At 70.9% G+C, this 25,598-nt stretch carries 22 protein-coding genes and 1 tRNA gene; 15 read left to right on the top strand and 8 right to left on the bottom strand.

Going from position 1 to position 25,598, the window contains the following annotated elements; all coding sequences use genetic code 11:
* Both K7C98_RS35720 and K7C98_RS35715 read right to left on the bottom strand, forming a co-directional pair.
* Positions 1–432 (bottom strand): HIT family protein, encoded by a 432-nt coding sequence (locus K7C98_RS35720; RefSeq protein WP_224196347.1) that lies wholly within the window; start codon positions 430–432, stop codon positions 1–3.
* A 10-nt stretch (positions 433–442) separates the two neighbouring features.
* Entirely contained in the window at positions 443–1,051 is a 609-nt protein-coding gene (locus tag K7C98_RS35715) for a DNA-3-methyladenine glycosylase (protein ID WP_224196346.1), read from the bottom strand.
* Positions 1,052–1,210: 159 nt separating this feature from the next.
* Between K7C98_RS35715 and K7C98_RS35710 the strand changes: the two genes are divergently transcribed.
* The 7 genes from K7C98_RS35710 to K7C98_RS35680 all read left to right on the top strand — a co-directional run bounded on the left by K7C98_RS35710 (position 1,211) and on the right by K7C98_RS35680 (position 11,270).
* On the top strand, positions 1,211–1,798 hold the full coding sequence (locus tag K7C98_RS35710; RefSeq protein WP_224196345.1) for a hypothetical protein: 588 nt from the start codon (positions 1,211–1,213) through the stop codon (positions 1,796–1,798).
* 29 nt (positions 1,799–1,827) lie between these two features.
* Positions 1,828–3,201, top strand: coding sequence for a flotillin family protein (locus K7C98_RS35705; RefSeq protein WP_224196344.1), 1,374 nt, complete (start codon positions 1,828–1,830; stop codon positions 3,199–3,201).
* 2 nt (positions 3,202–3,203) lie between these two features.
* On the top strand, positions 3,204–4,481 hold the full coding sequence (locus K7C98_RS35700) for a flotillin family protein (protein WP_224196343.1): 1,278 nt from the start codon (positions 3,204–3,206) through the stop codon (positions 4,479–4,481).
* Between the two features lie 226 nt (positions 4,482–4,707).
* Positions 4,708–5,310: a TetR/AcrR family transcriptional regulator gene (locus K7C98_RS35695; protein ID WP_224196342.1), complete on the top strand. Its 603-nt coding sequence runs from the start codon at positions 4,708–4,710 to the stop codon at positions 5,308–5,310.
* Complete coding sequence (locus K7C98_RS35690; RefSeq protein ID WP_224196341.1) at positions 5,307–6,344, top strand: efflux RND transporter periplasmic adaptor subunit; 1,038 nt, start codon at positions 5,307–5,309, stop codon at positions 6,342–6,344. The genes K7C98_RS35695 and K7C98_RS35690 overlap by 4 nt, the downstream gene beginning before the upstream one ends.
* Positions 6,345–6,353: 9 nt before the next feature.
* Complete coding sequence (locus tag K7C98_RS35685; RefSeq protein WP_224196340.1) at positions 6,354–9,620, top strand: efflux RND transporter permease subunit; 3,267 nt, start codon at positions 6,354–6,356, stop codon at positions 9,618–9,620.
* A 54-nt stretch (positions 9,621–9,674) separates the two neighbouring features.
* Positions 9,675–11,270 carry a TolC family protein gene (locus K7C98_RS35680; protein WP_224196339.1) on the top strand — a complete coding sequence of 532 codons (1,596 nt, stop codon included), beginning with the start codon at positions 9,675–9,677 and terminating at the stop codon, positions 11,268–11,270.
* 354 nt (positions 11,271–11,624) lie between these two features.
* Here K7C98_RS35680 and cgtA read toward each other — a convergent pair whose 3' ends face one another.
* From cgtA to K7C98_RS35660, 4 genes are all read right to left on the bottom strand, one after another.
* Positions 11,625–12,845, bottom strand: a complete 1,221-nt coding sequence (gene cgtA, locus K7C98_RS35675) for an Obg family GTPase CgtA (RefSeq protein WP_224196338.1) — start codon at positions 12,843–12,845, stop codon at positions 11,625–11,627.
* A gap of 3 nt (positions 12,846–12,848) precedes the next feature.
* Positions 12,849–13,133 carry a 50S ribosomal protein L27 gene (gene rpmA / locus K7C98_RS35670; protein WP_224196337.1) on the bottom strand — a complete coding sequence of 95 codons (285 nt, stop codon included), beginning with the start codon at positions 13,131–13,133 and terminating at the stop codon, positions 12,849–12,851.
* Between the two features lie 22 nt (positions 13,134–13,155).
* Positions 13,156–13,467 (bottom strand): 50S ribosomal protein L21, encoded by a 312-nt coding sequence (gene rplU, locus K7C98_RS35665; protein WP_224196379.1) that lies wholly within the window; start codon positions 13,465–13,467, stop codon positions 13,156–13,158.
* A 209-nt stretch (positions 13,468–13,676) separates the two neighbouring features.
* Positions 13,677–15,185: an MYXO-CTERM sorting domain-containing protein gene (locus tag K7C98_RS35660; protein WP_224196336.1), complete on the bottom strand. Its 1,509-nt coding sequence runs from the start codon at positions 15,183–15,185 to the stop codon at positions 13,677–13,679.
* 221 nt (positions 15,186–15,406) lie between these two features.
* Between K7C98_RS35660 and K7C98_RS35655 the strand changes: the two genes are divergently transcribed.
* Positions 15,407–15,952, top strand: a complete 546-nt coding sequence (locus K7C98_RS35655; protein WP_224196335.1) for a lytic transglycosylase domain-containing protein — start codon at positions 15,407–15,409, stop codon at positions 15,950–15,952.
* A gap of 90 nt (positions 15,953–16,042) precedes the next feature.
* Here the strand turns inward: K7C98_RS35655 and K7C98_RS35650 are convergent, their stop codons facing one another.
* Complete coding sequence (locus tag K7C98_RS35650) at positions 16,043–17,650, bottom strand: ABC-F family ATP-binding cassette domain-containing protein (RefSeq protein WP_224196334.1); 1,608 nt, start codon at positions 17,648–17,650, stop codon at positions 16,043–16,045.
* 156 nt (positions 17,651–17,806) lie between these two features.
* Between K7C98_RS35650 and K7C98_RS35645 the strand changes: the two genes are divergently transcribed.
* From K7C98_RS35645 to K7C98_RS35630, 4 genes are all read left to right on the top strand, one after another.
* Positions 17,807–18,445 carry a hypothetical protein gene (locus tag K7C98_RS35645; protein ID WP_224196333.1) on the top strand — a complete coding sequence of 213 codons (639 nt, stop codon included), beginning with the start codon at positions 17,807–17,809 and terminating at the stop codon, positions 18,443–18,445.
* 100 nt (positions 18,446–18,545) lie between these two features.
* Positions 18,546–20,183, top strand: coding sequence for an L-glutamate gamma-semialdehyde dehydrogenase (gene pruA, locus K7C98_RS35640; protein WP_224196332.1), 1,638 nt, complete (start codon positions 18,546–18,548; stop codon positions 20,181–20,183).
* 87 nt (positions 20,184–20,270) lie between these two features.
* Complete coding sequence (locus tag K7C98_RS35635; protein ID WP_224196331.1) at positions 20,271–20,561, top strand: hypothetical protein; 291 nt, start codon at positions 20,271–20,273, stop codon at positions 20,559–20,561.
* A 16-nt stretch (positions 20,562–20,577) separates the two neighbouring features.
* The gene (locus tag K7C98_RS35630; protein WP_224196330.1) at positions 20,578–21,084 is read left to right on the top strand and encodes an MOSC domain-containing protein; all 507 of its coding nucleotides are present in this window, start codon (positions 20,578–20,580) and stop codon (positions 21,082–21,084) included.
* A gap of 76 nt (positions 21,085–21,160) precedes the next feature.
* Here the strand turns inward: K7C98_RS35630 and dnaJ are convergent, their stop codons facing one another.
* Positions 21,161–22,282 (bottom strand): molecular chaperone DnaJ, encoded by a 1,122-nt coding sequence (gene dnaJ, locus K7C98_RS35625; RefSeq protein ID WP_224196329.1) that lies wholly within the window; start codon positions 22,280–22,282, stop codon positions 21,161–21,163.
* A 149-nt stretch (positions 22,283–22,431) separates the two neighbouring features.
* Between dnaJ and K7C98_RS35620 the strand changes: the two genes are divergently transcribed.
* From K7C98_RS35620 to K7C98_RS35610, 3 genes are all read left to right on the top strand, one after another.
* Positions 22,432–23,064, top strand: a complete 633-nt coding sequence (locus K7C98_RS35620; protein WP_224196328.1) for a hypothetical protein — start codon at positions 22,432–22,434, stop codon at positions 23,062–23,064.
* A 47-nt stretch (positions 23,065–23,111) separates the two neighbouring features.
* A tRNA-Sec gene (locus K7C98_RS35615) sits at positions 23,112–23,206 on the top strand.
* 46 nt (positions 23,207–23,252) lie between these two features.
* Entirely contained in the window at positions 23,253–25,538 is a 2,286-nt protein-coding gene (locus tag K7C98_RS35610) for a hypothetical protein (RefSeq protein WP_224196327.1), read from the top strand.
* The last annotated feature ends 60 nt before the right edge of the window (positions 25,539–25,598 follow it).

Below are 25,598 nucleotides of genomic sequence, written 5' to 3'. Positions count from 1 at the left end.
TCACAGACACCATTCGCCGGCGCCCCCGGGGGCCAGCTTGCCCAGCGCCTGGCGCAGCTTGTCGGCCGCCTCGTCGAGCGCGGCCGCGCCGGCGCGGTGGTCGGCGTTGGCGAAGTCGAGGTCGTGCGGCCCGTCGATCGGCACCACGTGGATGTGCACGTGCGGCACCTCGAGGCCGGCGATCATCAGCCCGACGCGGGTCGGCGCGAACGCCAGCATCTGCCCACGGCCGATCGTCTGCGCCACCTGGGTGAGGTGGGCCACGAGGTCGGCGTCGAGGTCGAGCCAGTGGTCGACCTCCTGCTTCGGCACCACCAGCGTGTGACCGGGGCGCAGCGGCGCGATCGACAAAAATGCGGCGCAGCGGTCGTCCTGGTACACGAAGCGACCGGGCAGCTCGCCGTTGATGATCCGGGTGAACACGGACGGCATGGCGGGGATGCTACACCGGTCGGAGGCCCTTCGGCGCGCTGACCCACTTCGTGCCGGCCACGGCCAGGCGCCAGGGGGCGTCACGGTCGGCCGGCGCCGCGAAGTCGATGCCGACGCGCGGCCCGGCGAGGATCTCGCCCACCGGCGGTGCGTCGAGCGCCTCGAGCCCGCCGGGCTCGGTGACCGGGTGATGCGACCACGACGTGTCGAGCTGCAGCGCCTGCCCGACCTTGCCGGGCCCGGTGAGCAGCCCCGGCCCCGACAGGCCGCCGCGGCGGCGCTGGATCTCCGCCAGCCCCAGCACCGGCTCCGCCGAGCGGATCAGCACCGCCGCGCCCTCGCCTTCCTCGTTGGTCGAGAGGTTGAGCATGTTGTGCACCCCGTAGCAGAGGTACACGTAGGCGCGCCCCGGCGGGCCCCACATCGCCGCGTTGCGCTCGGTCAATCCGAAGCGGCAGTGGTTCGCGCTGTCGTTCGGGTGGCGATACGCCTCGACCTCGGTGATCCGCACGATCACGCCGTCGCGTCGCAGCAGCTTGCCCAGCAGATCGCGCGCCACCTCGAGCGCGTCGCGGGCGAAAAATGATCGCGGGAGAAGGGAGTAGGTTTCGGCGGCCATGTGGCTCCAGCGCCTCGCGGTGACGCACGAACAGCGTAGCCGCACTCGGCCGTTCGATGTACGTCGTTCTTCGCAATCGTTCGTGCTCCTGCGCGCGATCGGGCCCTGGTGCCGCGCATGGGCCGGCCGCGCGTGGCATACTGTTCGACCCCACTGGCGATGCTGATCTACCTCTACCTGTTCGCGTTCGGGCTCGGCGGCGTCCTCCTTCTCGGCTCGATCTTCATCGGCGATAAGGACACGGGCGGCGACGCCGGCCACGACGGCGACGCGAGCTCCCAGGCGCAGCACTTCGACCACGGCGTCGGCGAGGGTCACGGGGGCGTCGCCGGGCTGTTCACCGCCTTCTTCTCGCTGCGCTTCTGGATGTTCTTCCTCGCCTTCTTCGGCCTCACCGGGCTCGTGCTCGACGGCCTCGACCTGGTCGACAGCCCCGCGTTCGCCCTCGTCGCCGCGCTCGCCATGGGCCTCCTCACCGGCCAGGGCACCGTCGCGGTGTTCCGCAACCTCTCGCACAGCGAGACCAGCACGGCGGCCAGCGCGGCCGACTACATCGGCCGCAGCGGCCGCGTCCTGGTCGGCTTCGCCGCCGGCGACCTCGGCAAGGTCCGGCTCACGCTCAAGGGCACGACCGTCGACGTCCTGGCCACCACCGAGGAGGAGCGCGGCTTCGCCTCCGGTGAAGAGGCGCTCGTCATCGCCATGAACGACACCACCGCCGTCGTCGCCCGCGCCCCGGGCATCTGACCGCGGTCAACCTGCCACCGGAGGACCGAGTGAACCCGCCCCTCACGTACCTGGCCTTCGCGCCAGCGCTTGAATCTACTTTCGAGGCCCTGACCCAGAACGTCGCCGCGCTCGCGATCGTCGGCGCGGTCGGCATCGGCCTCGGCGTGCTGCTGCTGCTGCTGCTGGTCAAGAACTTCCTCCACATCTGCCACCCCAACGAGGCCCTGATCTTCACCGGCCGCAAGCGCGTGAAGGACGGCGTCGACCTCGGCCCGCTGGTGATCCTCGGCCGCGGCGTCGTCGGTCAGGCGCCCGAGTACCACGGCTGCGGCAAGGGTCGCGCCTGGCGGATCCCCGTGCTCGAGCTGGTCGACCGCCTCGACATGTCGGCGATGTCGATCGACGTCTACGTGCAGAACGCCTACTCCGCCGGCAACATCCCGCTCAAGATCCACGCGATCGCCAACGTCAAGATCAGCCCCGACCCGCGTCTGATCCGCAACGCGATCGAGCGGTTCCTCGGCCGCTCCTCCAACGAGGTCCAGCAGGTCGCGCGCCAGACCCTCGAGGGCGCGCTGCGCGAGGTGCTGGCGCAGATGACCCCCGAGGCGGTCAACCACGACCGGCTCGAGTTCGCCAACAACCTGGCCAAGAGCGCCCAGGACGACCTCGACAAGCTCGGCCTGCAGCTCGACACCCTGAAGATCCAGCACGTGGCCGATGAGACAGGTTACCTCGACTCGCTGGGCCGGCCGCTGATCGCCGCCGTCCTGCGCGACGCCGAGAAGGCCGAGAGCCAGGCGCAGCAGGAGATCTCCGAGGCCCAGGCCCAGGCCAACCAGCGCGCCGAGGTGGCCAAGGCCGCGGCCGAGACGGCGATCCTGGTCAAGCGCAACGAGCTGACCAAGATCCGCGCCGAGCTCGAGGGTCGCGCCGCCGCCGTCGAGCGCGAGGCCGAGGCCGCCGCCAAGACCGCGCGCGCCAACGCCGAGCAGGAGCTGCAGACCGTGCGCAGCGAGCTCGAGCAGAAGCGACTGATGGCCGAGGTCATCATCCCGGCCGAGGTCGACCGCGCCGCGCGGCTCCTCCTGGCCAAGGGCGACGCCGCGCCGACGATCGAGAACGGCGCCGCGGTGGCCGAGGTCCTGCGCCTGACCAGCGAGGCGTGGCTGACCATGGGCCCGCAGGCGCGCGAGATCTACGTCATCCAGCACCTCGAGGAGTTGTTGTCCGCCGTGCTCGAGCCGATCCAGAACCTCAAGGTGCGTGAGGTCGCCGCGCTCGACCCGGGCGACGGCAGCGCGCTGTCGAGCTACGCCGCCTCTTACCCGCGCGCGGTCGCCTCGGTGCTCAGCGCCCTGCGCGAGACCACCGGCGTCGACGTGCCCGCGATCCTGTCCGGAAAGGCAGGTGCCCAGTGAACATGGAAGCCCTGATCGCCCTGCTCGGCGTCGCCGGCGTCGCGTTCGTCGCCCTGCTGCTCATCGTCAAGAACGTCCTCTACGTCTGCCAGCCGAACGAGGTCCTGATCTTCTCCGGCCGCAGGCGCGAGACGCCCGACGGCAAGCTGTTCGGCTACAAGATCATCCGCGGTGGTCGGGCCATCCGGATCCCGCTGTTCGAGACGGTCGACCGCATGGACCTGACGAACATGATCATCGAGGTCCAGGTCAAGAACGCCTACTCGCGCGGCGGCATCCCGCTCAACATCCAGGGCGTCGCCAACATCAAGGTCCCGGGCGAGGAGCCGCTGCTCAACAACACCGTCGAGCGCTTCCTCGGCCGCTCGCGCGACTCGATCATGAAGACCGCGCGCGAGACCCTCGAGGGCAACCTGCGCGGCGTGCTGGCGACCATGACGCCCGAGCAGGTCAACACCGACAAGGAGACCTTCGCCCAGCGCCTGGCCGCCGAGGCCGAGCACGACCTCAACAAGCTCGGCCTCGTGCTCGACACCCTGAAGATCCAGAACGTCAGCGACGAGGTCGGCTACCTCGACGCCATGGGCCGCCAGCGGGCCGCCGCGATCCGCCGCGACGCCCTGATCGCCGAGGCCGTCAGCCAGGCCCAGGCCACCGAGCAGCGCTGGACCAACACCCGCAACTCCGAGCTCACCACCCTCGAGGCGCACACCCAGATCGCCCTCAAGGAGAACGAGCGCCGGATCGCCGACGCCCAGACCCTCCGCGCCGCCCTCATCGCCCAGCAGCAGGCCGAGGTCGAGGCGATGATCGCCCAGGCCCGCGCCGAGGTCGGCATGCAGGACGCGCGCATCGAGCAGGTCCGCCGCCAGCTGCAGGCCGACATCCTCGCCCCTGCCGACGCCGCCCGGCGCAAGGCCGAGGAGGACGCCAAGGGCCAGGCCGCCCGCATCGTCGAGCAGGGCCGGGCCACCGCGCAGGTCCTGGCCCAGATCGCCGCCACCTACAACGAGGGCGGCGCCGCGGCCCGCGACGTCTTGTTGATGCAGAAGCTGGTCCCGCTGTTCCACAGCCTGGCCGGCACGATCGGCGAGCTGAAGATCGACCGCCTCACGATCCTGCCCAAGGGGACAGGTCCTGAAGGACAGCCGCTGGGCGCCCGCCTGGTCGACGCCTCCGAGCAGATCAAGGCCGCCACCGGCATCGACGTGCCCAAGTCGTTGCGCGACGCGTTGGGGGATCTGCGGTCGCAGAAGCCCCCCCTGCCAAACCGGACCTGAACTTCGATTCAAAGCCGTGAACCCGCGCCAGAGCTCGCCCGTGCAGCGAGAGGGCGCGGGTTTTTCGTGCCAACTTACAACTCGGCGAAACTCGCCCCGTTTCGCGATCGATACTGATCTCACCTTGACATGAATCTCGGTTCACGCCAATGAACCCCCGGTGACGCGCAGGGTCGATGGGCGAGCCGACGCGCCGCGCAATTCGCGTGGTGCGCGAGTCCGCGAGGTGGTTCGGACCGAGACGCGCGCGGCGTATCGCGAGGCGATCCTCGATGCGGCCACGCGGGTGTTCGGGCGGCTGGGGTTTCAGGACGCGAAGATGGCCGACATCGCCGCCGAGGCGGGCGTGGCCGCGGGCACCGTCTACAACTACTTCAAGAACAAGGAAGAGGTGTTCCGCTCGATCCTGCAGCGGACGCACGAGCTGGTGTACCAGCGGATTCTGGTCCACCAGCAGCTCGAGGATCCGATCGAGCGCATGCGGGCCTCCACGCGCGAGGCGTTCGCGTTCCTCGAGGAGCACGGCGCCCTCTTCCTGCTCTACGTCTCGATCGGCGGCGGCTTCGACTGGGCGCAGAAGCGCGTCGAGCAGGCGCTGATGGTCGAGAACACCGCCCGCTACCTCGCGCTCAGCCACGCCACCTTGCGCGACGCCGCGGCGCGCGGGCTGATCCGCAGCGACGTCTCGGTCGAGCAGCTGGCGGTGTTCCTCAGCGGCCTGACCGACGCGACGATCTTCACCTGGGTGCGGACCGGCTGTGAGCCCGGCCTCCGCGACCAGGCCGACCCCTTGATCGACTTCTTCCTGAACGGCGCGAGAGCCCCATGACCGCACGCCCACAGCTCATCCCCCTCGTCCTCGCCGGCCTCCTCGTCGCCGCCTGCGACGCCAAAGAAGCCGAGAAGCCCACGCTGCCGTCGTCGCAGGCCAGCGCGCCGCCGACGATCCCGACGCCGTCGAAGGGGCCCGCGCCGCAGCCCGGCGTCAAGGCCGGCGCGCGCGACCTGTCGATCGAGCGCTACGTCGGCACCGCGCTGCCCAAGCAGGAGGCCGAGCTCGGCCCGCGCATGAGCGGCACGCTCGCCACCGTCGACGTCGAGGAGGGCCAGCTGGTCAAGAAGGGCCAGGTGCTGTTCCGCCTCGACGCGCGCTCGACCCGGCTCGGCGTCAGCCAGGCCGAGACCGGCCTGCAGGGCGCGCAAATCGCCCGCGACAACGCCAAGCGCGAGCTCGAGCGGCAGCAGCAGCTGGCCGCCAAGGGCACCATCGCCGCGGCCGTGCTCGAGCGGGCCGAGTCGGCTTACAACAGCGCCGAGAACGGCGTCAGCCAGGCCGAGGTCGCGCTGTCGATGGCCCGCCGCGGCACCGCCGACTCGGCCGTCATCTCGCCGATCGACGGCCTCGTCGCCCACAAGTTCAAGGACGTCGGCGAGACCGTGACGATGATGCCGCCGACCATCGTCGTCGTGATCCAGGACCAATCTGTCCTCGAGGTCAGGGCGCGGATCCCCGAGGCCGCCCTGCGCCTCGTCCACGTCGGCGACCAGGTCACCGCCCACTTCAGCGCGCTCGGCGTCTCCCGCGAGGCCAAGGTCGTGCGCGTCCAGCCGACCGTCGACGCCGCCACCCGCACCATCGAGATCGTCACCGACGTCGACAACAAGGACGGCACGCTGCGCCCCGGCATGTACGTCGAGCTCGAGCTGCGCCCGCCGCTGGCGTCGGTCCTGCCCGGCGCCGAGGGCGAGGAGCCGGCGGCCGAGGCCAAGGCCGCGCCCGACGCCAAGGCGGAGGTGGCCAAGGCGACCCGGGGCAAGACGGCCAAGAGCGACCCACCGCCGCCGTCCGCCGGCACTCACTGAGGTCTCGCCATGCTGCTCGCCGAAGTATCGATCCGCCGCTCCATCTTCGCGACGATGCTGATCGCCGCGCTCATGGTGTTCGGCTTCTTCAGCTTGCCGCGCATCGGCGTCGAGCTGTTCCCCAACGTCGAGTTCCCGGTCGTCACCGCCACCGTCGTCTACCCCGGCGCCGACCCGGAGACGATGGAGACCAAGGTCGCCGACCCGATCGAGGAGGCCCTGCAGTCGATCAGCGGCGTCAAGCGCATGACCTCGCGCAACCTCGAGGCCGTCACCCAGGTGGTGATGGAGTTCGAGCTCGAGGTCGACGGCAACCAGGCGCTGCAGGACGTGCGCGACAAGATCTCGGCGATCGAGCGCGACCTGCCGCAGGGCATCGACCCCCCGGTGGTGCAGAAGTTCGACGTCGGCGCCGCGCCGATCCTCTCGATCGCGCTCGCCGGCGACCTCCCGCCGGCCGAGATGACGCGGATCGCCAAGGACGAGGTCAAGCAGCGGATCCAGCAGATCTCCGGCGTCGGCAACGTCGACCTCGTCGGCGGCCGCGAGCGCGAGATCAAGGTCCTCGTCGACCCCGCGCGCATGACCGGCTTCGGCCTCACCGCCGACGACGTCGCCAACGCCGTGCGCGCGCAGAGCCTCGAGCTGCCGGCCGGCTTCATCAAGACCGGCACCAGCGAGCTGACGCTGAAGACCCGCGGCGAGGTCAAGAGCGCCGCCGAGATCGCCGACATCCTGATCCCCGGCCCGCCCGGCGCGGTGGTCCGGATCCGCGACGTCGCCGAGGTCATCGACGACGTCGAGGACGCCCGCTCGGCCTCGTTCCTCAACGGCAACCAGGCGCTCGCGCTGGTCGTCAAGAAGCAGAGCGGCGCCAACGTCGTCGCCCTCGCCGACCAGGTCCGCGAGGTCCTCGAGGAGATGCGGCCCGAGCTCGAGCGGCGGGGCATCACCGCCGCCGTGCCGACCGACAACTCGGTGTTCGTCGAGCACGCCATCGGCGACGTCAAGTTCGACCTCATCCTCGGCGCCATCCTGACCATCATCATCATCCTCGTGTTCCTGCACGACATCCGCGCGACCTTCATCGCCGCGCTGGCGATCCCGACCAGCATCGTGGCGACGTTCGCGTTCATGCAGTACATGGGGTTCTCGTTCAACAACATCTCCATGCTGGCGCTGTCGCTGTCGATCGGCATCCTCGTCGACGACGCGATCGTGGTGATCGAGAACATCTACCGCCACCTCGAGATGGGCAAGCCGCGCATGCGCGCCGCCCTCGACGCCACCAGCGAGATCGGCCTCCCCGTCATCGCCACCACCCTGTCGATCGTCGCGGTGTTCGTGCCGGTCGCCTACATGAAGGGCATCATCGGCCGCTTCTTCTTCCAGTTCGGCCTCACCGTCTCGGCGGCGGTGCTGCTGTCGATGCTGGTCTCCTTCACGCTGACGCCGATGCTGTCGTCGCGCATCATGCGACAGCAGCACAGCCACGCGCCCGGCCTGTTCGCGCGCCTCTTCAACAAGATGTTCGGCGCGGTCGAGCGCGGCTACGCCGGCGTGCTGCGCTGGGCCCTCCGCTGGCCGTGGACCACCGTCCTCATCGCCCTGCTGTCGCTGTTCGGCTCGTGCGCCCTCGTCACCCGCGTGCCCGCCGAGTTCCTCCCGCCCGAAGACCAGTCGCAGTTCGCCGTCAACGTCGAGCTGCCCACCGGCACCGCGCTCGAGGCGACCATCGAGACCTCCGAGGCCGTCGCCGCCGACCTGCGCGCCAACCTGCCGCAGATCAAGGACACGTTCACCACCATCGGCGGCGGCTCCGTCGGCCAGGTCAACCGCGCGCGCATCACCGTCACCCTGCAGCGGCCCAAGGAGCGCGGCTTCTCGCAGCAGGACGCGATGAAGTGGACGCGCGAGCGCCTCGCCGGCATCGAGGGCGCGATGTTCACGGTCGACCAGCTCGACCCGTTCGGCAACGACGGCGGCTTCCGCAGCCAGCCGATCCAGTTCTCGATCCGCGGCACCGACCTGGAAGAGGTCGTCGCCGCCGCCGAGGCGCTCAAGGGCCAGCTCGCCGAGACCGGCAAGTTCGTCGACCTCGACACCTCCTACCGCGGCGGCAAGCCCGAGGTCGCGATCGCCGTCGACCGCAACAAGGCCGCCGACCTCAGCGTCCCGATCGCCTCGATCGCCCGCACCGTGCGCTCGCTGATGGCCGGCGACCCGATCTCCGACCTCAAGGAGGGCTCGGAGATCTACGACGTCATCCTCTACATGCCCGAGGCGCTGCGCTCGAGCTTCGAGGCGCTCAGCAACATCAAGGTCCGCTCGGCCTCCGGTCGCCTCGTCGACCTCTCGGCCGTGGTCCGCGTCGAGCGCGGCGAGGGCCCCAGCGAGATCGAGCGGCAGAACCGCCTGCGCCAGGTGCTGGTGCTCGCGGCGCTCAACGACACCACCCTCGGCGAGGCACAGCAGCTCGTCATCGACGCCGCCAAGCGGGTCGTGCCGACCAAGCTGCAGACCAGCTTCATGGGCGACGCCGAGGTCATGCAGGAGTCGTTCGAGTCGATGATCTTCGCCCTCGCCCTGGCGATCATCCTCGTCTACATGATCCTCGCGGCCCAGTTCGACAGCCTGATCCAGCCGATCACGATCATGGTCTCGCTGCCGCTGTCGGTCGTCGGCGCGTTCGGCGGCATCTACCTCGCCGGGATGTCGCTCAACATCTTCTCGTTCATCGGCCTCATCATGCTGATGGGCCTCGTCACCAAGACCGCCATCTTGCTCGTCGACTTCGCCAACGGCGAGCGCGAGAAGGGCGCCGTGCTCACCGAGGCCCTGGTCGGCGCCGGCACCATCCGCCTGCGCCCCATCGTCATGACCGCCGCCGCCACCATCTTCGGCATGATCCCCGTCGCGCTGGCCCTCGGCGAGGGCGGTGAGACCCGCGCGCCCATGGCCGTCATCGTCATCGGCGGCATGATCACCTCGACCGTCCTCACCCTCGTCGTCGTCCCCGTCGTCTACCTGCTGTTCGACCGCATGGTCACCAGCCGCTCGATGCGCTGGATCAGCTTCAAGTTCTTCGGCGTCGACGTCGACAAGCCGGCCGAGTCCCTCGACGACCCCGCCCCGGCCGCCCCGGCCGCTGCGCCCCCCGACATGGTCATGCCCGTGCTCGTGGCCCAGCCCGAGCCCCCGCCCTCCGACGACTTCGAGATCGAGCGCGAGGTCGTGTTCCCCCGCCTCCGCCGCGTGACCAAGCCGCCGGAGTGAGCGGCCAGGCACCTTCCTCTTCGAACAGGTTCTTTCGCACAGGACTCTTCAGCCATGTCCCTTGTTTGGTCCGTCGCCCTGGCGCTGGCCGCTCCGGCCCCGCAGGGCCCCCCGCCGCCGCCCTCGCCCGCCGCCGCCACCACCGACTCCGGCGTGTTCGACGCCCAGGCCTACCTGCGCCAGGGCCCCCTCGCCGAGGCGCTCGCCCCCCAGCCCGGCGGCCTCACGGCCGACAAGGTCGCCGTCCAGGCGGTCGCCGAGTCGCCGGCCGTCGCCGCCAAGGAGGCCCAGATCCAGGCCGCCGCGGCCAAGCTCGATCAGACGATGATCGCCTTCCTGCCGCAGATCAGCGGCAAGGCCGGCTACACCCGCCTGTCCAAGGCCGCGATCAACTTCGGCGGCGGCTACAGCGTCGGCGCCGCGACCGGCCCCGAGGCGGACGGCGACCCGATCCCGATCGGCATCGGCCCGTGCGCCCAGGGCTCGCCGCAGATGTGCACGGTCGACCCGAACACCGGCCAGCCGCTCACCCTCGTGGTCGCGCCGCCGTTCAAGCTCCAGATCCCGCTCAACTCGTACTCGCTGCAGGCCCAGCTCTCGGTCCCGATCTCCGACTACATCCTCTCGCTGCTGCCGGCCAAGCGCGGCTCCGAGACCCGCCGCGACGCCGTCGCCCTCGCCCGCGACGCCGAACGCATCAAGGTCGAGACCGACGCCCGCCTCGCCTACTACAACTGGCTGCGCACGATCGCCTCGGTGGTCGCCGTCGAGGACTCGCTCCGCCGCGTCAAGGCCCGCGCGGTCGACGTCGAGAACCTGTTCAACGCCGGCAGCGCGACCAAGGCCGAGGTGATGCGCCTGGCCGCCCAGATCGCCCAGATCGAGCAAGCGATCAACGACGCGCAGGCGTTCCGCACCACCGCCGAGCAGGGCCTGGTGATCATGCTCAACGACCCGGACCTCGGCCTCGTCCCGGGCGAAGACGTGATCGAACTGCCGCCCGACATGCCCGACCTCGGCAACCTCGACAGCCTGATCCGCGAGGCCCACAGCAAGCGGCTCGAGCTCAAGTCGATGGAGAAGAGCATCGGCGCGGTCGACTACGGCATCAAGGCGACCCGCGCCGGCTACTTCCCCCGCCTCGACGCCTTCGCCGAGGCCACCTACGCCAACCCGAACCAGCGCTTCTTCCCGCTGGCCCCCGAGTGGCGCGGGTCGTGGTCGGTCGGCGCCCAGCTGACCTACTCGCTCAACTCGGCCCTGCGCACACGCGCGGAGATCCGCGAGTACAAGGCCAACAAGCGCGAACTCGTGGCCCAGGTCGAGCAACTGCGCCGCGGGATCGCCCTGGAGGTCACGCAGGCCTACCTCGCCCGCAACAAGGCGATCGCCGACATCGAGCTCAGCGCCCGCACGCTCGAGTCCGCGGTCGAGGCCTACCGCGTCGCCTCCGAGCTGTTCGCGGCCGGCTCCGCCACCACCAACGACATCATCGACGCCGAGGCCGACCAGCTGACGGCGATCCTCCGCATCGTCAACTCGCGCATCGACCTCCGCACCGCCAACGCCCGCCTGCTCTACGCCACGGGCCGGCTCAAGCCCAACAACGTCCAGGTCTACGACACGCGGGACAAGGCCACGCGCGGGTAGGCGCTGAGTCTCGTTGAGCGACGAGGCGGGGCCCGAAGGTCTCGAGAGGGCGGCCGAGGGGCGGCGCGGCAGGTCCCTCGCGACGCGGGTCCTTCCACGCCAGATGCTCGACGGCGATGACGGCCGGCGCGCGTCCGACGATGGACTCGCCGTCTGCGCGTCAGGCGTGGAGCCCCCCGCTGCGTCCCACCACGCCGCCCCTCGCCCGCCCGGCGGAGATCGTCGAGGGCCCCGCCTTGGGCCGCGCGAGGAGCTTCGGCGGCGCCGAAGGACATGTCGTTATGGGCATGTCCGCAGGAGCATGACGAAAGGGGCATGTCCATGCGGACATGCCCCTTCGCGCCCGCGCCGAATTCAGCCCTGCGGGGCCGGCAGAGGTCCGGAGGCGGCGCCGCGGCGGACCATGTCGACGCGGCGCCACAGCGCCTCGAGCAGCTCGGGCACGCCCTCGCCGGTGCGGGCCGAGATCGGGAACAGCGGGATGCCCTGGGCTCGCAGCGCCTTGCGCAGCGGCCCGAGCGCCTCCTGGCCCTCCGGGGTGTCGATCTTGTTGAGCGCGACGACGCGGGGGCGGCCGTCGAACATCGAGCCGTACTGCGTGAGCTCCTTCTCGAGCGCCTTGAGGTCGGCCATCGGGTCGCGGCCGGGCGTCGGGTCGGGCGAGAGCAGGTGCAGCAGCACGCGGGTGCGCTCGAGGTGGCGCAGGAAGTCGAGGCCGAGGCCGCGGCCCTCGCTGGCGCCGTGGATCAGGCCCGGCACGTCGGCGACGACGAGCGAGCGCTCGCCGGCCAGCGCGACCACCCCGAGCTGCGGCACGAGCGTGGTGAACGGGTAGTCGGCGACCTTCGGGCGGGCGCGGCTGATCGCGCGGATGAAGGTCGACTTGCCGACGTTGGGGAAGCCGACGATGCCGACGTCGGCCAGCAGCCTGAGCTCGAGGCGCAGCCAGTAGGCCTCGCCGGTCGTGCCGGGCTCGGCGTAGTCGGGCGCGCGGTTGGTCGAGCTGCGGAAGTGCACGTTGCCGCGGCCGCCGAGGCCGCCGTGGGCCACCACCAGCTCCTGGCCGTGGAACGTCAGGTCGCCGAGCTGCGCGCCCGGCTCGGGCGCCGACTCCTGGCGGTCCTGCGCGCGCCGGATCGGCCCCGACTTCTGCGCCCGCACCGGCATCGGGATGTCGGCCCCGTCGTCGGTCCAGGCGATCGCGCCGATCTGGTCGAGCTCCTCGTCGAGGTCGTCGGCCAGCCACGGCGGGCGCTCGCCGGGCTCGCCGGCCAGCGCCTCGAAGAACACCGTCGTCCCGACCGGCACGCGGATCCGGAGATCGTTGCCCGAGCGGCCGGTCATCTTGTTCGGCCCGCCGGGACGCCCGCTCTCGGCCGCGAAGTGCTGGCGGAACTTCAGGTCCAGCAGCGTCGTCAAATGATCGTCGGCGACAAAGACGACATCGCCGCCCTTGCCGCCGTCGCCGCCCGCGGGACCGCCGTCGGGCACGAACTTCTCACGGCGCCAGCCGACCAGCCCGTCGCCGCCTCGCCCTGCGCGGACGACGATCCGGACCTGGTCGATGAAGCGCATCGCTCACTCCGCCGCAGCGGCGGCGTCGCTCGCCACGGGGTCGATGGCGATGAACGCCTTGCGCTCGTGGCCCCGCTTGTAGAAGCGGACCTTGCCGTCGACCAGCGCGAACAGGGTGTAGTCCTTGCCGGTGCCGACGTTCGGCCCCGCGTGGAAGCTGCTGCCGGCCTGACGGACCAGGATGTTGCCGGCGCGCACGACCTCGCCGCCGAACCGCTTCACGCCGCGGTTCTGCGCGTTCGAGTCGCGGCCGTTCTTGATCGAACCTTGACCTTTTTTGTGTGCCATCGTCGTTCTCCAGCGGCGCTTTTCAGCCCGTGATCGAGGTGATCTTGACCTCGGTGTAGGCCTGCCGGTGGCCCTGCTTCTTGCGGTAGTTGGTGCGCTTGCGGAACTTGTAGACGATGAGCTTGGGCCCGCGCCCGTGGCTCACGACCTTGGCCTCGACCTTGGCGCCGGCGACCAGCGGCTTGCCGATCTTGACGGTGTCGCCCTGCCCGACGAGCAGCACGTCGAAGTTGACGGTGGCGCCGGCTTCCGCCGGGAGCTTCTCGACGCGGAGCACCGAACCCGGGCTGACGCGGAACTGCCTCCCGCCGGTACGAATGATGGCTTGCTGGATCTCAGACACGAAGCGCTCGCATTCTCTGGGGCGATCCGCCCGCCCACGCGGCAGCCAGATGGCTGGCTGCGACCGCCCGGATCGATCTTTCGAGGCCCTCGGCCGGGCGCGAGGGAACAGGCTTATATGCGCGGCCGCGTGGGCCGGTCAAGCCGCCGGGGCGCGGCGGAGGTCACGCGCGCATTCGCGCACGGACCGCCGAGGCTCCCTCAGGCGACGCGCCGGCGGCGGGCCCGGTGGGCCCACCACAGGCCGAGCAGCGGCAGGGCGAGCGCTCCGCCCGCCCCCTGATTCGAGCTGCGGCAGTCGCACCCGTCCTTGCCCGTCGGGTCCTCGTTGAGGGTGGTGCCGCCGTCGTCCGCGGCGCCGGTGTCGTCGGCGCTCCCGCTGTCGTCGGCGCTCCCGCTGTCGTCGGCGCTCCCGCTCTCGGTCGGCTCTGCGTCGGCCGACCTGACGAGGATCGTCAGCTTGTCCTGGACCACGTGGTCGGCGTGGTCCTCGGCCTCGAGCACGACCGTGTAGGTGCCCGCGGGCAGGTTGGAGAACACCCAGGAGCCGCGCTTGTCGTAGTCGACCTTGTCGTGAATGACCTCGCCGTCCTTGGTGACGATGAGCTTCCAGCCGACGCCGCCGTAGTTGTCGTGGATGTCGGCCTTGACGTTGACGGTGCTGCCGGGCTCGAGCTCGATCATGTCGCCCTCGGGCGAGGCGATGTTGACCGTCGGCGGCTCGGTGTCGGGCTCGGGCGTGCCGAAGATCTTGTTGAGCTCCGCGAGGTCGTTCTGCTGCTCGCTGTCGACGCCGCAGTACTTCTCGTGGACCAGCCGGCAGCCGATGGAGCCCGGGCCCTGGCACTGCTCCTCGCACAGCGCCTGGCAGTTGTCGCCGAAGTGCTTGTTGTTGCCGGCCTGGTAGCTCATGATGCGATCGCTGCCGAGCGTGTGGTCGAGGCCCCACGCGTGGGCGATCTCCTGGCTGATCGTCGCCGAGCTGCTGTCGAACGCGTAAACCACGTTGCGCTGGTCGCGGTCCTCGCAGTCGGTGCCCGGGGCGACGCCGCCGGCCGGGTCGCCGATGTTGGTGTCGGTCCACGAGCCGCCGATCATCGCCATCGTGTACGGCACCGTCTTGCTCGGGCGCTGGCGGTAGAGCACGCGCACGCCGAGCGTCTCAAGGTCCTGCTCGACCGCCTGGATCAGCGTCAACGCGGTCGCCTCGGAGCCGTTGAACACCGGGTACTTGTGGTTGTGCCTGGCCAGCGTCGACTTGTTCTCGGCCGAGTTGTCGTCGCCGCCCTTGAGCTCGCCGCCGTTGAAGTTGAGGAACACGGTGCCCTTGCGCGGGTACTGGTTGCCCTCGATGTCCTCCCAGGCCGGCAGCGGCTCGGGGTCGATCTGCTTGCGGCCCTCGGCGATCTCGCGCCGCTGCACGACCTCGCCGAGCTGCACCCACCCCTCGGGCAGGACCCCTGGTGCCAGCGGCGCCGACTGCCGCGCGCTCAGGGGCAGCGAGTCGAGCAGCGACAGGTCCGGCTGCTGCACCGGCTCGGCCACGAACTGGTCACGCGCTCGCAACACCTCCGCCATGTCGTAGTGGTACGCGCCGGTCGCCATCCGCGCGTTGGGGTCGTACCGCTCGCCGTCGGCGGCCGCGGCGGCCGCCGGCAACCCGAGCGTCACGCCGCAGAGGAGGAGAATTGCGTCTGCCCTCAAAGCCATGTCTCCGCTCCTGCCCGCTCGTCTGCGAGCTACGAGAACCCATCATACGAACATTCCAGTAGCGCACGCGTGGGCTTGTGCACCTCGGCCCGCTTTTTTCGCTAAACTCTGGGTCCCCGGCGGACAATGTAGGATATTTCGCACCCATGACTACCCTACAGCCTTCGACTGCCCCTCGAGCCCTTCGGCGCCTGCGACACGCGCGATGGACCGTGATGTGGATGTTGCTCGGGACAGCGCTGACGGCTCCGGCCTGTGCGAGCTCACGCGTCGAGCCTGCGCGATCTCCCGCAGACGTCTCGGCCCACGCCGGCGCGGCGGGCGACGCGTGCGAGCGGTGGCCGAGCGCCCAGCGCGACCAGATCGCGGCGGTGCAGCCGCACGTGACGGCCGCGGCGCGCAGCAACAAGCTCGACCCGAAGCTCATCAACGCCGTCATCTGGGTCGAGAGCAAGTTCAACGCCAAGGCCCGCGGCCCGGGCGGCACGCAGGGCCTCATGCAGCTGATGCCCGCGACCGCCCGCGAGCTGGCGAACAGCCTCGGCGAGCGTTCGCGCCCGCTCGACCCCGGCTTCAACGTGCGCGCCGGCAGCCTCTACCTCGCGCGCATGATCCGCAAGTTCGACGGCAACACGGAGCTCGGCCTCGCCGCCTACCACGGCGGCCCCGGCCACGTGCTCAAGTGGCGCAAGGCCGGCAAGCGCGGCGTGCCCGAGGGCAGCAAGAAGTACGTCGAGAAGATCAACGCCGCCAAGAAGATGTTCTGAGGCGCCGCCCCTCGGACACGCGCCGAAGGCCCTGCCCTGAAGGACATTTCCTTCGGAGCAGGGCCTTTTCGGCATGTCCTATCGGACAGCTCAGCGGCTCTGGGTCTTGCCGGTCTTCTCGAGGAACTCCTCGTAGTTGCCGGGGAACAGGTCGTAGCCCTTGTCGCCCTTGAGCTCGAGCACCTGGGTGGCGACCTCGGAGACCATGGCGTGGTCGTGGGACACGAAGATGAGGGTGCCCTCGTACTTCTGCATCGCCTCGGTGAGGGCGCGGATCGACTCGAGGTCGAGGTGGTTGGTCGGCTCGTCGAGCAGCAGCAGGCTCGGCTTGATCAGGGTCATCTTGGCCAGCAGGAGGCGCACGGTCTCGCCGCCGCTGAGCGCCTTGACCGGCTTGTCGGCGTCCTCCGAGGGGAACAGCATGCGCCCGAGCAGGCCGCGGATCTCCTCGACCGTCGACTTCGGGTCCCACTGGTACAGCCACTGGAACGCGGTCCGGTTCTCGATGTTGCCGAGCCCGTCCTCGTGGTCCTGCGGCAGGTAGCCGAGCACGACCTCGTGGCCGAGGGTGAGCTTGCCGCGGTCGGGCTCGTAGGCGCCGGCGATGCACTTGAGCAGCGTGGTCTTGCCGATGCCGTTGGGGCCGACGACGGCGATCTTCTCGCCGCGGGTGGCGTTGAAGGTGACGTCCTTGAGGACAGGTTTGCCGTCGAACGACTTCCACAGGCGGTCGACCGAGAGCGCCAGCTTGCCGCTCGGGGTCTTCTGCTCGAAGCGGATGAACGGCCGCTGGATGTTGCTGCGCTTGAGGTCGACCAGCTCGATCTTGGCGATCGCGCGCCGGCGCGACTGGGCCTGGCTGGCCTTCTTGGCGTTGGCGCCGAACCGCTGGATGAACTCCTTGAGCTCGGAGATCCGCTTCTGCTTGCTCTGGTTGCTCTTCTCGGCCGAGATCCGGTACTGGATCTTCTGCCGCAGCATGTCGTCGTAGCCGCCGGTGTACGTGATGATGTTTTCGTAGTCGACGTCGGCGGTGTGGGTGCACACCTCGTTGAGGAAGTGGCGGTCGTGCGAGATGACGACCAGCACGCCCTTGTACTCGAGCAGGAAGTTGGTGAGCCAGTGGATCGACTCGAGGTCGAGGTGGTTGGTCGGCTCGTCGAGCAGCAGGATGTCCGGGTTGCCGAACAACGCCTGGGCCAGCAACACGCGCAGGCGCATCCCGCCGGTGAGGGTCGACAGCGGCTGCTCGTGCTCGGCCGCCGGGATGCCCAGGCCCTCGAGCAACCGCTCGGCCTCGGTCTCGGCGCCGTAGCCGTCCTCCTCGCTGATGACCATCTCGAGCTCGCCGAGGCGCATGCCGACCTCGTCGCTCATGTCGCCGCCGGCGAGCAGCTTCTCCTTCTCCTCCATGGCGTCCCACAGGCGGCGGTTGCCCATGATGACGACGTCGCGGATCCGGCAGTCCTCGTACTTGAAGTGGTCCTGGTGAAGGACGCTGAGGCGCGTCCGCGGCGGCTTCCACACCCCGCCCTTGTCCGGGTCGAGCTCGCCGGCGAGGATCTTCATGAAGGTCGACTTGCCGGCGCCGTTCGCCCCCGTCAGACCGTAGCGGTGACCGGGCTCGAACGACGTCGTGACGTCGTCGAACAACACCTTCCCGCCGTACGACTTCGTGATCTCAGATACCGTCAGCATCGCTGGCTTCCTCGCAAATAACCTCGTTCAGGGCCGCGCTCCGATCGACACGATCGTCAAGCGATGGGGCCCCGAGGCCGGTGCGCCGCTTGCCCGGCGCGTCCGTGCGTGGTTAGCTTGCGGGACTTGCACCGGCAACGCCCAATCCTCGTCGCCGTGAGCCTCATCGCGGTCGCAGTGTGGGCGGTTCCTCACGAGGCAAGCGCCTGCACCTGCCTGCCGCCGCCCGCGCCCCTCGTCGCCCGCGATCAGGCCGAGGCCGTGTTCGAAGCCCGCGTCGACGCGGTCCAGAGCTCCGACACGAACGGCATGGTCCGCTACGGACTCACGGTCCTGCGCGTGTTCAAGGGCGACATCCAGGCGTCGACGTCGATCGTCACGCGCAACAGCAGCGCCGCGTGCGGCCGCAGCTTCGTGCTCGGCAAGCGCTACCTGCTCTACGCCCACCGCACCCCCGAGGGCGATCTCGGCGACACCATGTGCTCGCGCACCCGCCAGGTCGGCACCGCGGACGAAGATCTCGCAGCCCTCGGGGCCGGCACTCCCCCCCCCGCTCCGGCGTCGCCCGAGACGCAGGAGAGCCGTGAGCCGCCCCGGATCGAGCCCTCGGCCCCGCCGCCGGCCCTGGACGCCCCGGCCCCCGCCACCCGCGGCGGCTGCGATCTCGGCGGCGACTCCGGCCCCGCCGGCCTGGCCTGGCTCCTCCTCGTCGGAGCCCTCGTCCGCCGCCGGGGCCGCGCGCCCGCGTGCGCGACCCCGCGCCTGCCGACCGCTGCCGGCGACCCCGGAGCCTGATAGCCTTCGCGCCCGCCTGGGCCGCATGCCTGGAGCCACCACGACCGTCGCCGACGGCCGGGTTTCCGTGCATGCTTGCGCCAGCCTGGAGACCGCCCTGATGTCCTTTGGCCTGTTCCGCGTCCCCGACCCCGTCAACGAACCCGTGCGCACGTACGCGCCGGACACGCCGGAACGCTCTTCTCTCAAGGCCACCTACGCCGACCTCGCCGCCAAGAAGTTCGACCTGCCGCTGTGGATCGGCGGCAAGGCGGTCCGCACCGGCAACGTCGCCCCGATCGTGTGCCCGCACCAGCGCAAGCAGGAGCTCGGCGGGTTCCACCAGGCCGGCGCGCGCGAGGTCCAGGACGCCATCGCGGCGGCACAGGCGGCCCGCGGCGAGTGGGCGGCGCTGCCGTGGGACCAGCGGGCGGCGATCTTCTTGCGAGCCGCGGCGCTGCTGCGCGGGCCGTTCCGCGACCGCCTCAACGCGGCGACGATGCTGAACCAGTCGAAGACGGCCCACCAGGCCGAGATCGACGCCGCCTGCGAGCTCATCGACTTCTTCAACTTCAACGTCCACTACTTGACGCAGCTCTACGAGCAGCAGCCGGAGTCGGCGCCCGGCACGTGGAACCGCGTCGAGTACCGCCCGCTCGACGGCTTCGTGTTCGCCGTGACGCCGTTCAACTTCACCTCGATCGCCGGCAACCTGCCGACGGCGCCGGCGCTGTGCGGCAACACGGTGGTGTGGAAGCCGGCCTCGACCGCCGTGCTCTCGGGCTCGGTGATCATGGAGCTGCTGCAGGCCGCCGGCTTGCCGCCGGGGGTGATCAACTTCGTGCCCGGTCCGCCCGCCACCGTCGGCGAGCAGGTGCTGGCCCACCGCGACCTGGCGGGTGTCCACTTCACCGGCTCGACCCCGGTGTTCAAGCAGATGTGGCGCCAGGTCGGCAACAACATCGACAACTACGCCAGCTATCCGCGCCTGGTCGGAGAGACAGGTGGCAAGGACTTCGTGTTCGCCCACCCGAGCGCCGACGTCGCCTCGCTGGCGCACAACCTGCTGCGCGGCGCGTTCGAGTACCAGGGCCAGAAGTGCTCGGCCGCGTCGCGGGCGTACATCCCCGACAACTTGTGGCCGCAGGTCCGCGAGATCCTCGGCGACGGCATCGCCAGCATCAAGGTCGGCGACGTCGGCGACTTCAGCAACTTCATGGGCGCGGTGATCGACGCCCGCAGCTACGCCAAGCTGCGCGAGGCGATCGAGGAGGCGAAGAGCCGCCAGGGCGGGCGCGTCGCCGAGGTCATCGGCGGCGAGTGCGACGACAAGCACGGCTTCTTCATCCGCCCGACGGTAATCGCCGGGGTCGAGCCCGAGTACCGGACGATGAAGGAGGAGCTGTTCGGCCCGGTGCTCACGGTGCACGTCTACCCGCAGGCGCGCTTCGAGGAGACGCTGGCGCTGTGCGAGCGCGGCAGCGAGTACGCGCTGACCGGCGCCATCTTCGCCGAGAGCCGGGGGGCCATCGTCGAGGCGACGAAGACCCTGCGCCACGCGGCCGGCAACTTCTACATCAACGACAAGCCGACCGGCGCCGTGGTGGGTCAGCAGCCGTTCGGCGGCAGCCGGGCGAGCGGCACCAACGACAAGGCCGGCAGCCTGCTCAACCTGGTCAGGTGGATCTCCCCGCGGACCATCAAGGAGACCTTCACGCCGCTCCGCGACTTCCGCTACCCGTTCATGAACGCCGGCTAGGGCCGCCTGCGGGGGCGGACAGCGCGCTGCGCGCAACCGCGCGTCGACTTCGACTACCTTCGCCTCGTCGGCTCCATCGAGGACCCCATGCGACACGCCACTCTCCCCGCCGTCTGCGCGTCCCTCGTTCTGCTCTTTGGGGCATGTTCCAACGGCAAGGCGACCGAGGCCGAGTGCACCCGGTTCGCGGCCCACTTCGAGGCGCTGATGACCGGCGGGGTGAACGCGGCGGAGGTCGGCAAGACCACGCAGCTGGCCAAAGACATGGCGAAGGACCTGCAGGCGCGCTGCCTGAGCGAGGGCACCTCCGCCGAGGTCCGCTGCGCCCTGGCGGCCGAGTCGATGGAGGCGCTGCAGCGCTGCGGCGACGCCAAGTAGGGGCCACACTGTCGTCATGCCCGCGGGCGCCGCAGCCGTCCCCCTCGCCGCCGGCGTCGTCGTCGGCGTCCACGTGAACCCCGAGGGCGGGGTGCCGAAGCACGCCGTCGGCCTCGCGCTCGTCACCACCCAGGGCGTCGCGGGCGACCGGCAGCGCGACCTCAAGCACCACGGCGGCCCCGACCGCGCCGTCTGCCTGTTCGCGCTCGAGCGGATCTCGGCGCTCGCGGCCGAGGGCCACCCGATCGCCCCGGGCACCACCGGCGAGAACCTCACGATCGCGGGGCTCGACTGGGGCCGCCTCGCGGCGGGCGACCGCCTGGCCGTCGGCGACGACGTCGTCCTCGAGATCACCGGCCCCGCCGCGCCGTGCAACACGATCGCCGGCTCGTTCCGCGGCGGCGAGTTCAAGCGGATCTCCGCCAAGCTGCACCCGGGCTGGAGCCGCCTGTACGCCCGCGTCCTGCGCGAGGGCGTGGTCCGCGAGCGCGCCTCCGTCTGCCTGCTCGGACAGGCCCCTTAGGACCTGCCCCGGATGCCCTGTCCGTTCGGACCTGCCCGAGCCGACAGGTCCGGACGGTCAGCTAGCAAAAAGTCGGCTAGCAGTTGTTGCGCTTGCGCCGGCGCAGGCTGCTGAAAAAGCCCTTCTTCGGCTCGGCGACGCTCTCGCCGCCGAGCTCGGCGAGCTCGCGCAGGAGGTCCTCCTGGTCGCCCGACAGCTTGGTCGGCACGGTGACCTCGACGTGGATGTGATGGTCGCCGTAGCCGCGGCCGCCGATCACGGGCACGCCCTTGCCCTTGCGCGAGATCACGTGGTGCGGCTGGGTGCCGGGCTCGATCTCGAGGTCGATGTCGCCGCTGAGGGTCGCCGCCTTGACGGTGCAGCCGAGCGCGGCCTGCACCATCGAGATGGTGACCTTGGAGTGGACGTCGTACTCGTCGCGCTGGAACCGCTCGTCAGGCTGGACGCCGACCTCGACGTAGAGGTTGCCGGGCGGGCCGCCCTTGGCGCCGGCCATGCCGCGGCCGGGGATCCGCAAGGTCTGGCCGTCGTCGACGCCGGCGGGGATGTTGACCTTGAGGGTCGACTCGCGCTGGACAGCGCCGGTGCCCGAGCAGGTCTTGCACGGCGTGGTGATCATCGAGCCCTGACCCTGGCAGCGGGGGCAGGTGGTCTGGATGGTGAAGAAGCCCTGGCGGTGGATCACCTGCCCGTGGCCGCCGCACTGACTGCAGGTCTGCGGCTTGGTGCCGGGGGCCGCGCCGCTGCCGTGGCAGTCGTCGCAGGGCTCGCGGCGCTGGACAGTGAGCTCGCGCTCGACGCCGGCGACCGCCTCGGCGAACGGGATGACGACCCGGGTCTTGAGGTCCGCGCCGCGCTGCGGCCCGTCGCGGCGGCCGCCGAAGCCGAGGTTGCCGAACAGGTCGCCGAACAGGTCGCTGAAGCGGCTGAAGATCTCGTCGGTGCCCTGGAAGCCGGAGAAGCCGGCGCGGGAGGGGCCCTCGTGGCCGTATTGGTCGTAGAGGCGACGCTTGTCCTCGTCGCTCAGGACCTCGAACGCCTCGGCCGCCTCCTTGAACTTCTCCTCGGCCTCGGGGTTGCCGGGGTTGCGGTCGGGATGCCACTGCATCGCCGCCTTGCGATAGGCGCGCTTGATGTCAGGCGCGGGGGCCGTTTTTTCGACCCCGAGAACCTCATAGTAATCGCGTTTTGCGGGCACCGCGCGGGGAAGCTAAACACCTGCGTCCTCGCTGTCAACGACGGCTCCACGCGGCGGGCCATGTCCGCCGTGCGGACCGCCACGCGCTCAGCGGAGCGCGCGCGGCGATGACGCTTGTGGTAGCGTGCGCCACCGAGGACACTGGCCCGATGCACAAGATTGCTCTCATCCGCGCGCTCGTGGCGACCGCGTGCGCACTCCCGATCCTGGCCGCCGGGTGCAAAGACGAACCGATCCCGCTGTTCGACGAGGAGGGCACCTGGGTGCTCTCGCTGTTCGCGCTCGAGGACGGCGACCCCATCGGCGGCTTCGGCTCCTCGCTGCGCCAGGACAAGTACATGATCTTCTACGACAAGGACGCGAAGATCGTGGCCACCGCCGCCTGCAACGACTCGATGGGCGAGCAGGGGCTCAAGACCAGCCAGTGTGACCTGCCGAAGGAGCAGGGCGGCTACTACTGCCGCTGCTTCAACTACGAGTTCGACGAGACGGCGATGACCTGGACGGAGTTCGTGCCCAAGGGTCAACCGACCCCGCCGGAGCCGTCCGAGGAGGACGTCATGAACGGCGTGGTGCCGCCCGAGGCCGGGGTCCAGATCGCGCTCGAAGAGTACAGCCCGGACACGTACAACGACACGTACCGCTACACGCCGCTGCCGTTCGGCGTGTTCGACAGCAACGGCACGACCTCGCAGTTCATCTTCCAGTCGCGCAGCGTGGCGTCGTTCGACGTGACCGGTTGCCGCGAGGTCTGCGGCATCGGGGCCGAACCCGAGATGTGAGGCCGGCGCGGTTCCATCGGCGGCGCGCTTCCGCTATCCTCGCCCGCGGAGGCGCTCGGCTCGCTGGTGCGGCCCCCGGTCTTCAACACCGGAGTGGGGTGCGAGGAGCGCCCCGGGCAGGTTCGATTCCTGTGCGCCTCCGTTCCCGATCTTCCACGGCCGAGACCCGATCTGGCCGCCACTGACGCATGTTCGACCCCACCCTCGGCCTGCTCACGCTCCTCGTCGCCGTCTTCGTGGCCGCCGGTCTGGTCGTCGCCGCCCTCGGAGGCGCCCCCCAGCTGCGCGGCCTGGCCGAGGCGCTGCGCCCGAGCCGCGCCCGCCGCCGGCTGCTCGCCGGGGTCGGCCTCGGCGGCGTCGCCGGGGCGGTGTTCGCCCAGGCCCTCGGCGGACCGGGCGCGATCGCCTGGTGGTGGCCCGCCGGCCTGCTGGGCGGCGGCCTCCACTGGGCCGAGGCGCAGCTCGGCCGCGATGCTTCCCCGTTGACCCGAGGTTCCGGTCGTTTCGGACAGGTCCTCAAATTCCTGTCCGCTTGCGCAGGTGTGGCGGCGGCCCTGGCCGTCGGCGCGCTGCTGCACGCCCAGCAGGGCGCCGAGGTGCTGCGCGACGGCCTCGGTGTCGCCGCGTGGGCCGCCGGCCCGCTGCTGGCCGCGCTGGTGCTCGGGCTCGGCCTCGTCGCCCGGCGTCCGAGCGGCGAGCGGCTCGCCGGGGCGCTGGTGGCCGTCGCCCTGCTGGCCTGGGTGGTGCTCGCGCTGGCGGCCGTGCTGGCCGCCCCGGGCGCGCTCGCGGCTGGCCTTTCGGCCATGGTCGAAGGGGCATGGTCTGGCGAGGCCGCGCTGGCCGGCGCGCTCGCGGCCGCGACCCAGGCTGTTTTTTGGAGCAGCTTCGCCGCAGGCCCGGGGCTCGGTGGCGCCGCCGGTGAGGCCGACGAGCCGGCCGAGCGCGTCGTCACGGCGGCCCCGCTGGCGGCGCTGGTCGCCACGCTCGCGGGGCTGCTCGTGCTCGCGGGCGCCGACCCGCGCGCGCCGGTGTTCTCCGGCGAGCCCAGCGCGTTGCCCGACGCCCCCGCCGGGGCGGTCGCGCTCGAGCGCCACCTCGGCGTCGGCCTGCAGCCGAGCGACTACGGCCAGACCATCGTGCTCGCGCCCGGCCTCGGCCTCGAGGCCGGCAAGCGCTACGACGTGGTCCTGCGCGCCGACCCCCGCGGGCACCGGGCCGGCGAGGTCATCCCCGGCGACAACCTCGTCGTCGTGCCGACCTACGCGGTCGCCGAGGACGTCGACGCCGTCATCCTGCGCGACAAGGACCCCGCGCGCGCCAAGAACCCCGGCTTCGACGTCCACATCGCCTGCACCCGCGAGCGCGTCAGCACCCGCGTCGGCGAGTTCTGGAAGCTGCGCCCGCGCGACCCGAACATCAACCTCTACCAGCTCATGCGCGCGCGCGACCTCGACGGGCCGTTCGTGCCGCTGCGCGACTATCACTTCGCCGCCAGCGTCCGCGCCGCCGTCGACCTCGCCACCAACCAGACCCAGCACCTGCTGTACGAGGAGCCGCGCCCCGCCGACGCGCCGGCCAACCCGGCCCTCCGCGAGTTCATCACGCTGGGCTACGCCGGTCCCTACTTCGATCCCGGCGGCGCGACCGAGGCACCGCCGCTCGCCTTCGCCGCCGCGCCCGGGTCGTCGCTGGCGATCGATCAGCGCGTGCACCTCCGCCTCGACGCGCCCGCGCGCGGGCTGGAACTCGGGTTCGTGAATCGCCTCGGCGAGCTCGAGGTGCCGCCGTGGGACCTGCTCGCCGGCGTCACCACGGCCGTGCTGCCGCACCGCGACGATCCGCAGCGCGACGTGCTCGTGCCGGTGCAGAGCCGCCTCGCGTTCGGCCGCCTGCGCTTCGCCAGCACCGACCCCGCGATCGCGTTCGGCGATCTGGCCAAGACCCACCCGGACCACGGCGTGCCGCGGCTCGTGCCGCCGAGCCATCGCTTCGCCGCCGAGGTCCGCGCGGCCACCCGGGTGCCCGAGCCGCGCCCGAGCGAGTCGGTGTTAATACCGCTTCACCGCGATCCGCGGCCGGCGGGCAACCCGGGCTACTCGCTGTACACGCCGCACCCGGCCGAACTGCTGCAGGCGGGCATGCAGGCGCCCGTACGCGACCAGTTCGGGGCCGCGCAGGTGCTGCCCGGGCTGGGCTCGCTGGGGCGCGCGGGCTCCAGCGCCGGCGCGCTGGTCCTCGGCCTCCTCACCCTCGCGGGCCTGACGTTCTGGCTGCGCTGCGGTCGGCGTTTCGCGGCTCGCTGCTTCGGCGGCGGGGAGATCGGGGCGGTGCTGGCGTTCCTGGTGTGCGTCGTCGCCGGCCCGGCGTGCGACCCCGCGGCGCTGCTCCGCGTCGCCGTCCCCGCCGTGGGCCTGTGCGTTGTGCTCGGACTCACCGCCCTCCTCCTCGATGTGCCGCGACTGCGGCGTCGCTGAGCGCCTGCGCGTCGCGGGCGCGCCACGCTCCAGCAGCGCGACGGCTCGACGCGCTTGTCG

Source organism: Nannocystis pusilla (assembly GCF_020073745.1).
Lineage (GTDB): Bacteria > Myxococcota_A > Polyangia > Nannocystales > Nannocystaceae > Nannocystis > Nannocystis radixulma.
This window is presented reverse-complemented; position numbering and strand designations above follow the sequence as displayed.

What these genes read in the sequence shown, in the direction of transcription:
- K7C98_RS35720 (WP_224196347.1), bottom strand. Translation starts at nt 432, where the DNA reads ATGCCGTCCGTGTTCACCCGGATCATCAACGGCGAGCTGCCCGGTCGC.
- K7C98_RS35715 (WP_224196346.1), bottom strand. Translation starts at nt 1,051, where the DNA reads ATGGCCGCCGAAACCTACTCCCTTCTCCCGCGATCATTTTTCGCCCGC.
- K7C98_RS35710 (WP_224196345.1), top strand. Translation starts at nt 1,211, where the DNA reads ATGCTGATCTACCTCTACCTGTTCGCGTTCGGGCTCGGCGGCGTCCTC.
- K7C98_RS35700 (WP_224196343.1), top strand. Translation starts at nt 3,204, where the DNA reads ATGGAAGCCCTGATCGCCCTGCTCGGCGTCGCCGGCGTCGCGTTCGTC.
- K7C98_RS35690 (WP_224196341.1), top strand. Translation starts at nt 5,307, where the DNA reads ATGACCGCACGCCCACAGCTCATCCCCCTCGTCCTCGCCGGCCTCCTC.
- K7C98_RS35685 (WP_224196340.1), top strand. Translation starts at nt 6,354, where the DNA reads ATGCTGCTCGCCGAAGTATCGATCCGCCGCTCCATCTTCGCGACGATG.
- K7C98_RS35680 (WP_224196339.1), top strand. Translation starts at nt 9,675, where the DNA reads ATGTCCCTTGTTTGGTCCGTCGCCCTGGCGCTGGCCGCTCCGGCCCCG.
- cgtA (WP_224196338.1), bottom strand. Translation starts at nt 12,845, where the DNA reads ATGCGCTTCATCGACCAGGTCCGGATCGTCGTCCGCGCAGGGCGAGGC.
- rpmA (WP_224196337.1), bottom strand. Translation starts at nt 13,133, where the DNA reads ATGGCACACAAAAAAGGTCAAGGTTCGATCAAGAACGGCCGCGACTCG.
- K7C98_RS35660 (WP_224196336.1), bottom strand. Translation starts at nt 15,185, where the DNA reads ATGGCTTTGAGGGCAGACGCAATTCTCCTCCTCTGCGGCGTGACGCTC.
- K7C98_RS35655 (WP_224196335.1), top strand. Translation starts at nt 15,407, where the DNA reads ATGTTGCTCGGGACAGCGCTGACGGCTCCGGCCTGTGCGAGCTCACGC.
- K7C98_RS35650 (WP_224196334.1), bottom strand. Translation starts at nt 17,650, where the DNA reads ATGCTGACGGTATCTGAGATCACGAAGTCGTACGGCGGGAAGGTGTTG.
- pruA (WP_224196332.1), top strand. Translation starts at nt 18,546, where the DNA reads ATGTCCTTTGGCCTGTTCCGCGTCCCCGACCCCGTCAACGAACCCGTG.
- K7C98_RS35635 (WP_224196331.1), top strand. Translation starts at nt 20,271, where the DNA reads ATGCGACACGCCACTCTCCCCGCCGTCTGCGCGTCCCTCGTTCTGCTC.
- K7C98_RS35630 (WP_224196330.1), top strand. Translation starts at nt 20,578, where the DNA reads ATGCCCGCGGGCGCCGCAGCCGTCCCCCTCGCCGCCGGCGTCGTCGTC.
- K7C98_RS35620 (WP_224196328.1), top strand. Translation starts at nt 22,432, where the DNA reads ATGCACAAGATTGCTCTCATCCGCGCGCTCGTGGCGACCGCGTGCGCA.
- K7C98_RS35610 (WP_224196327.1), top strand. Translation starts at nt 23,253, where the DNA reads ATGTTCGACCCCACCCTCGGCCTGCTCACGCTCCTCGTCGCCGTCTTC.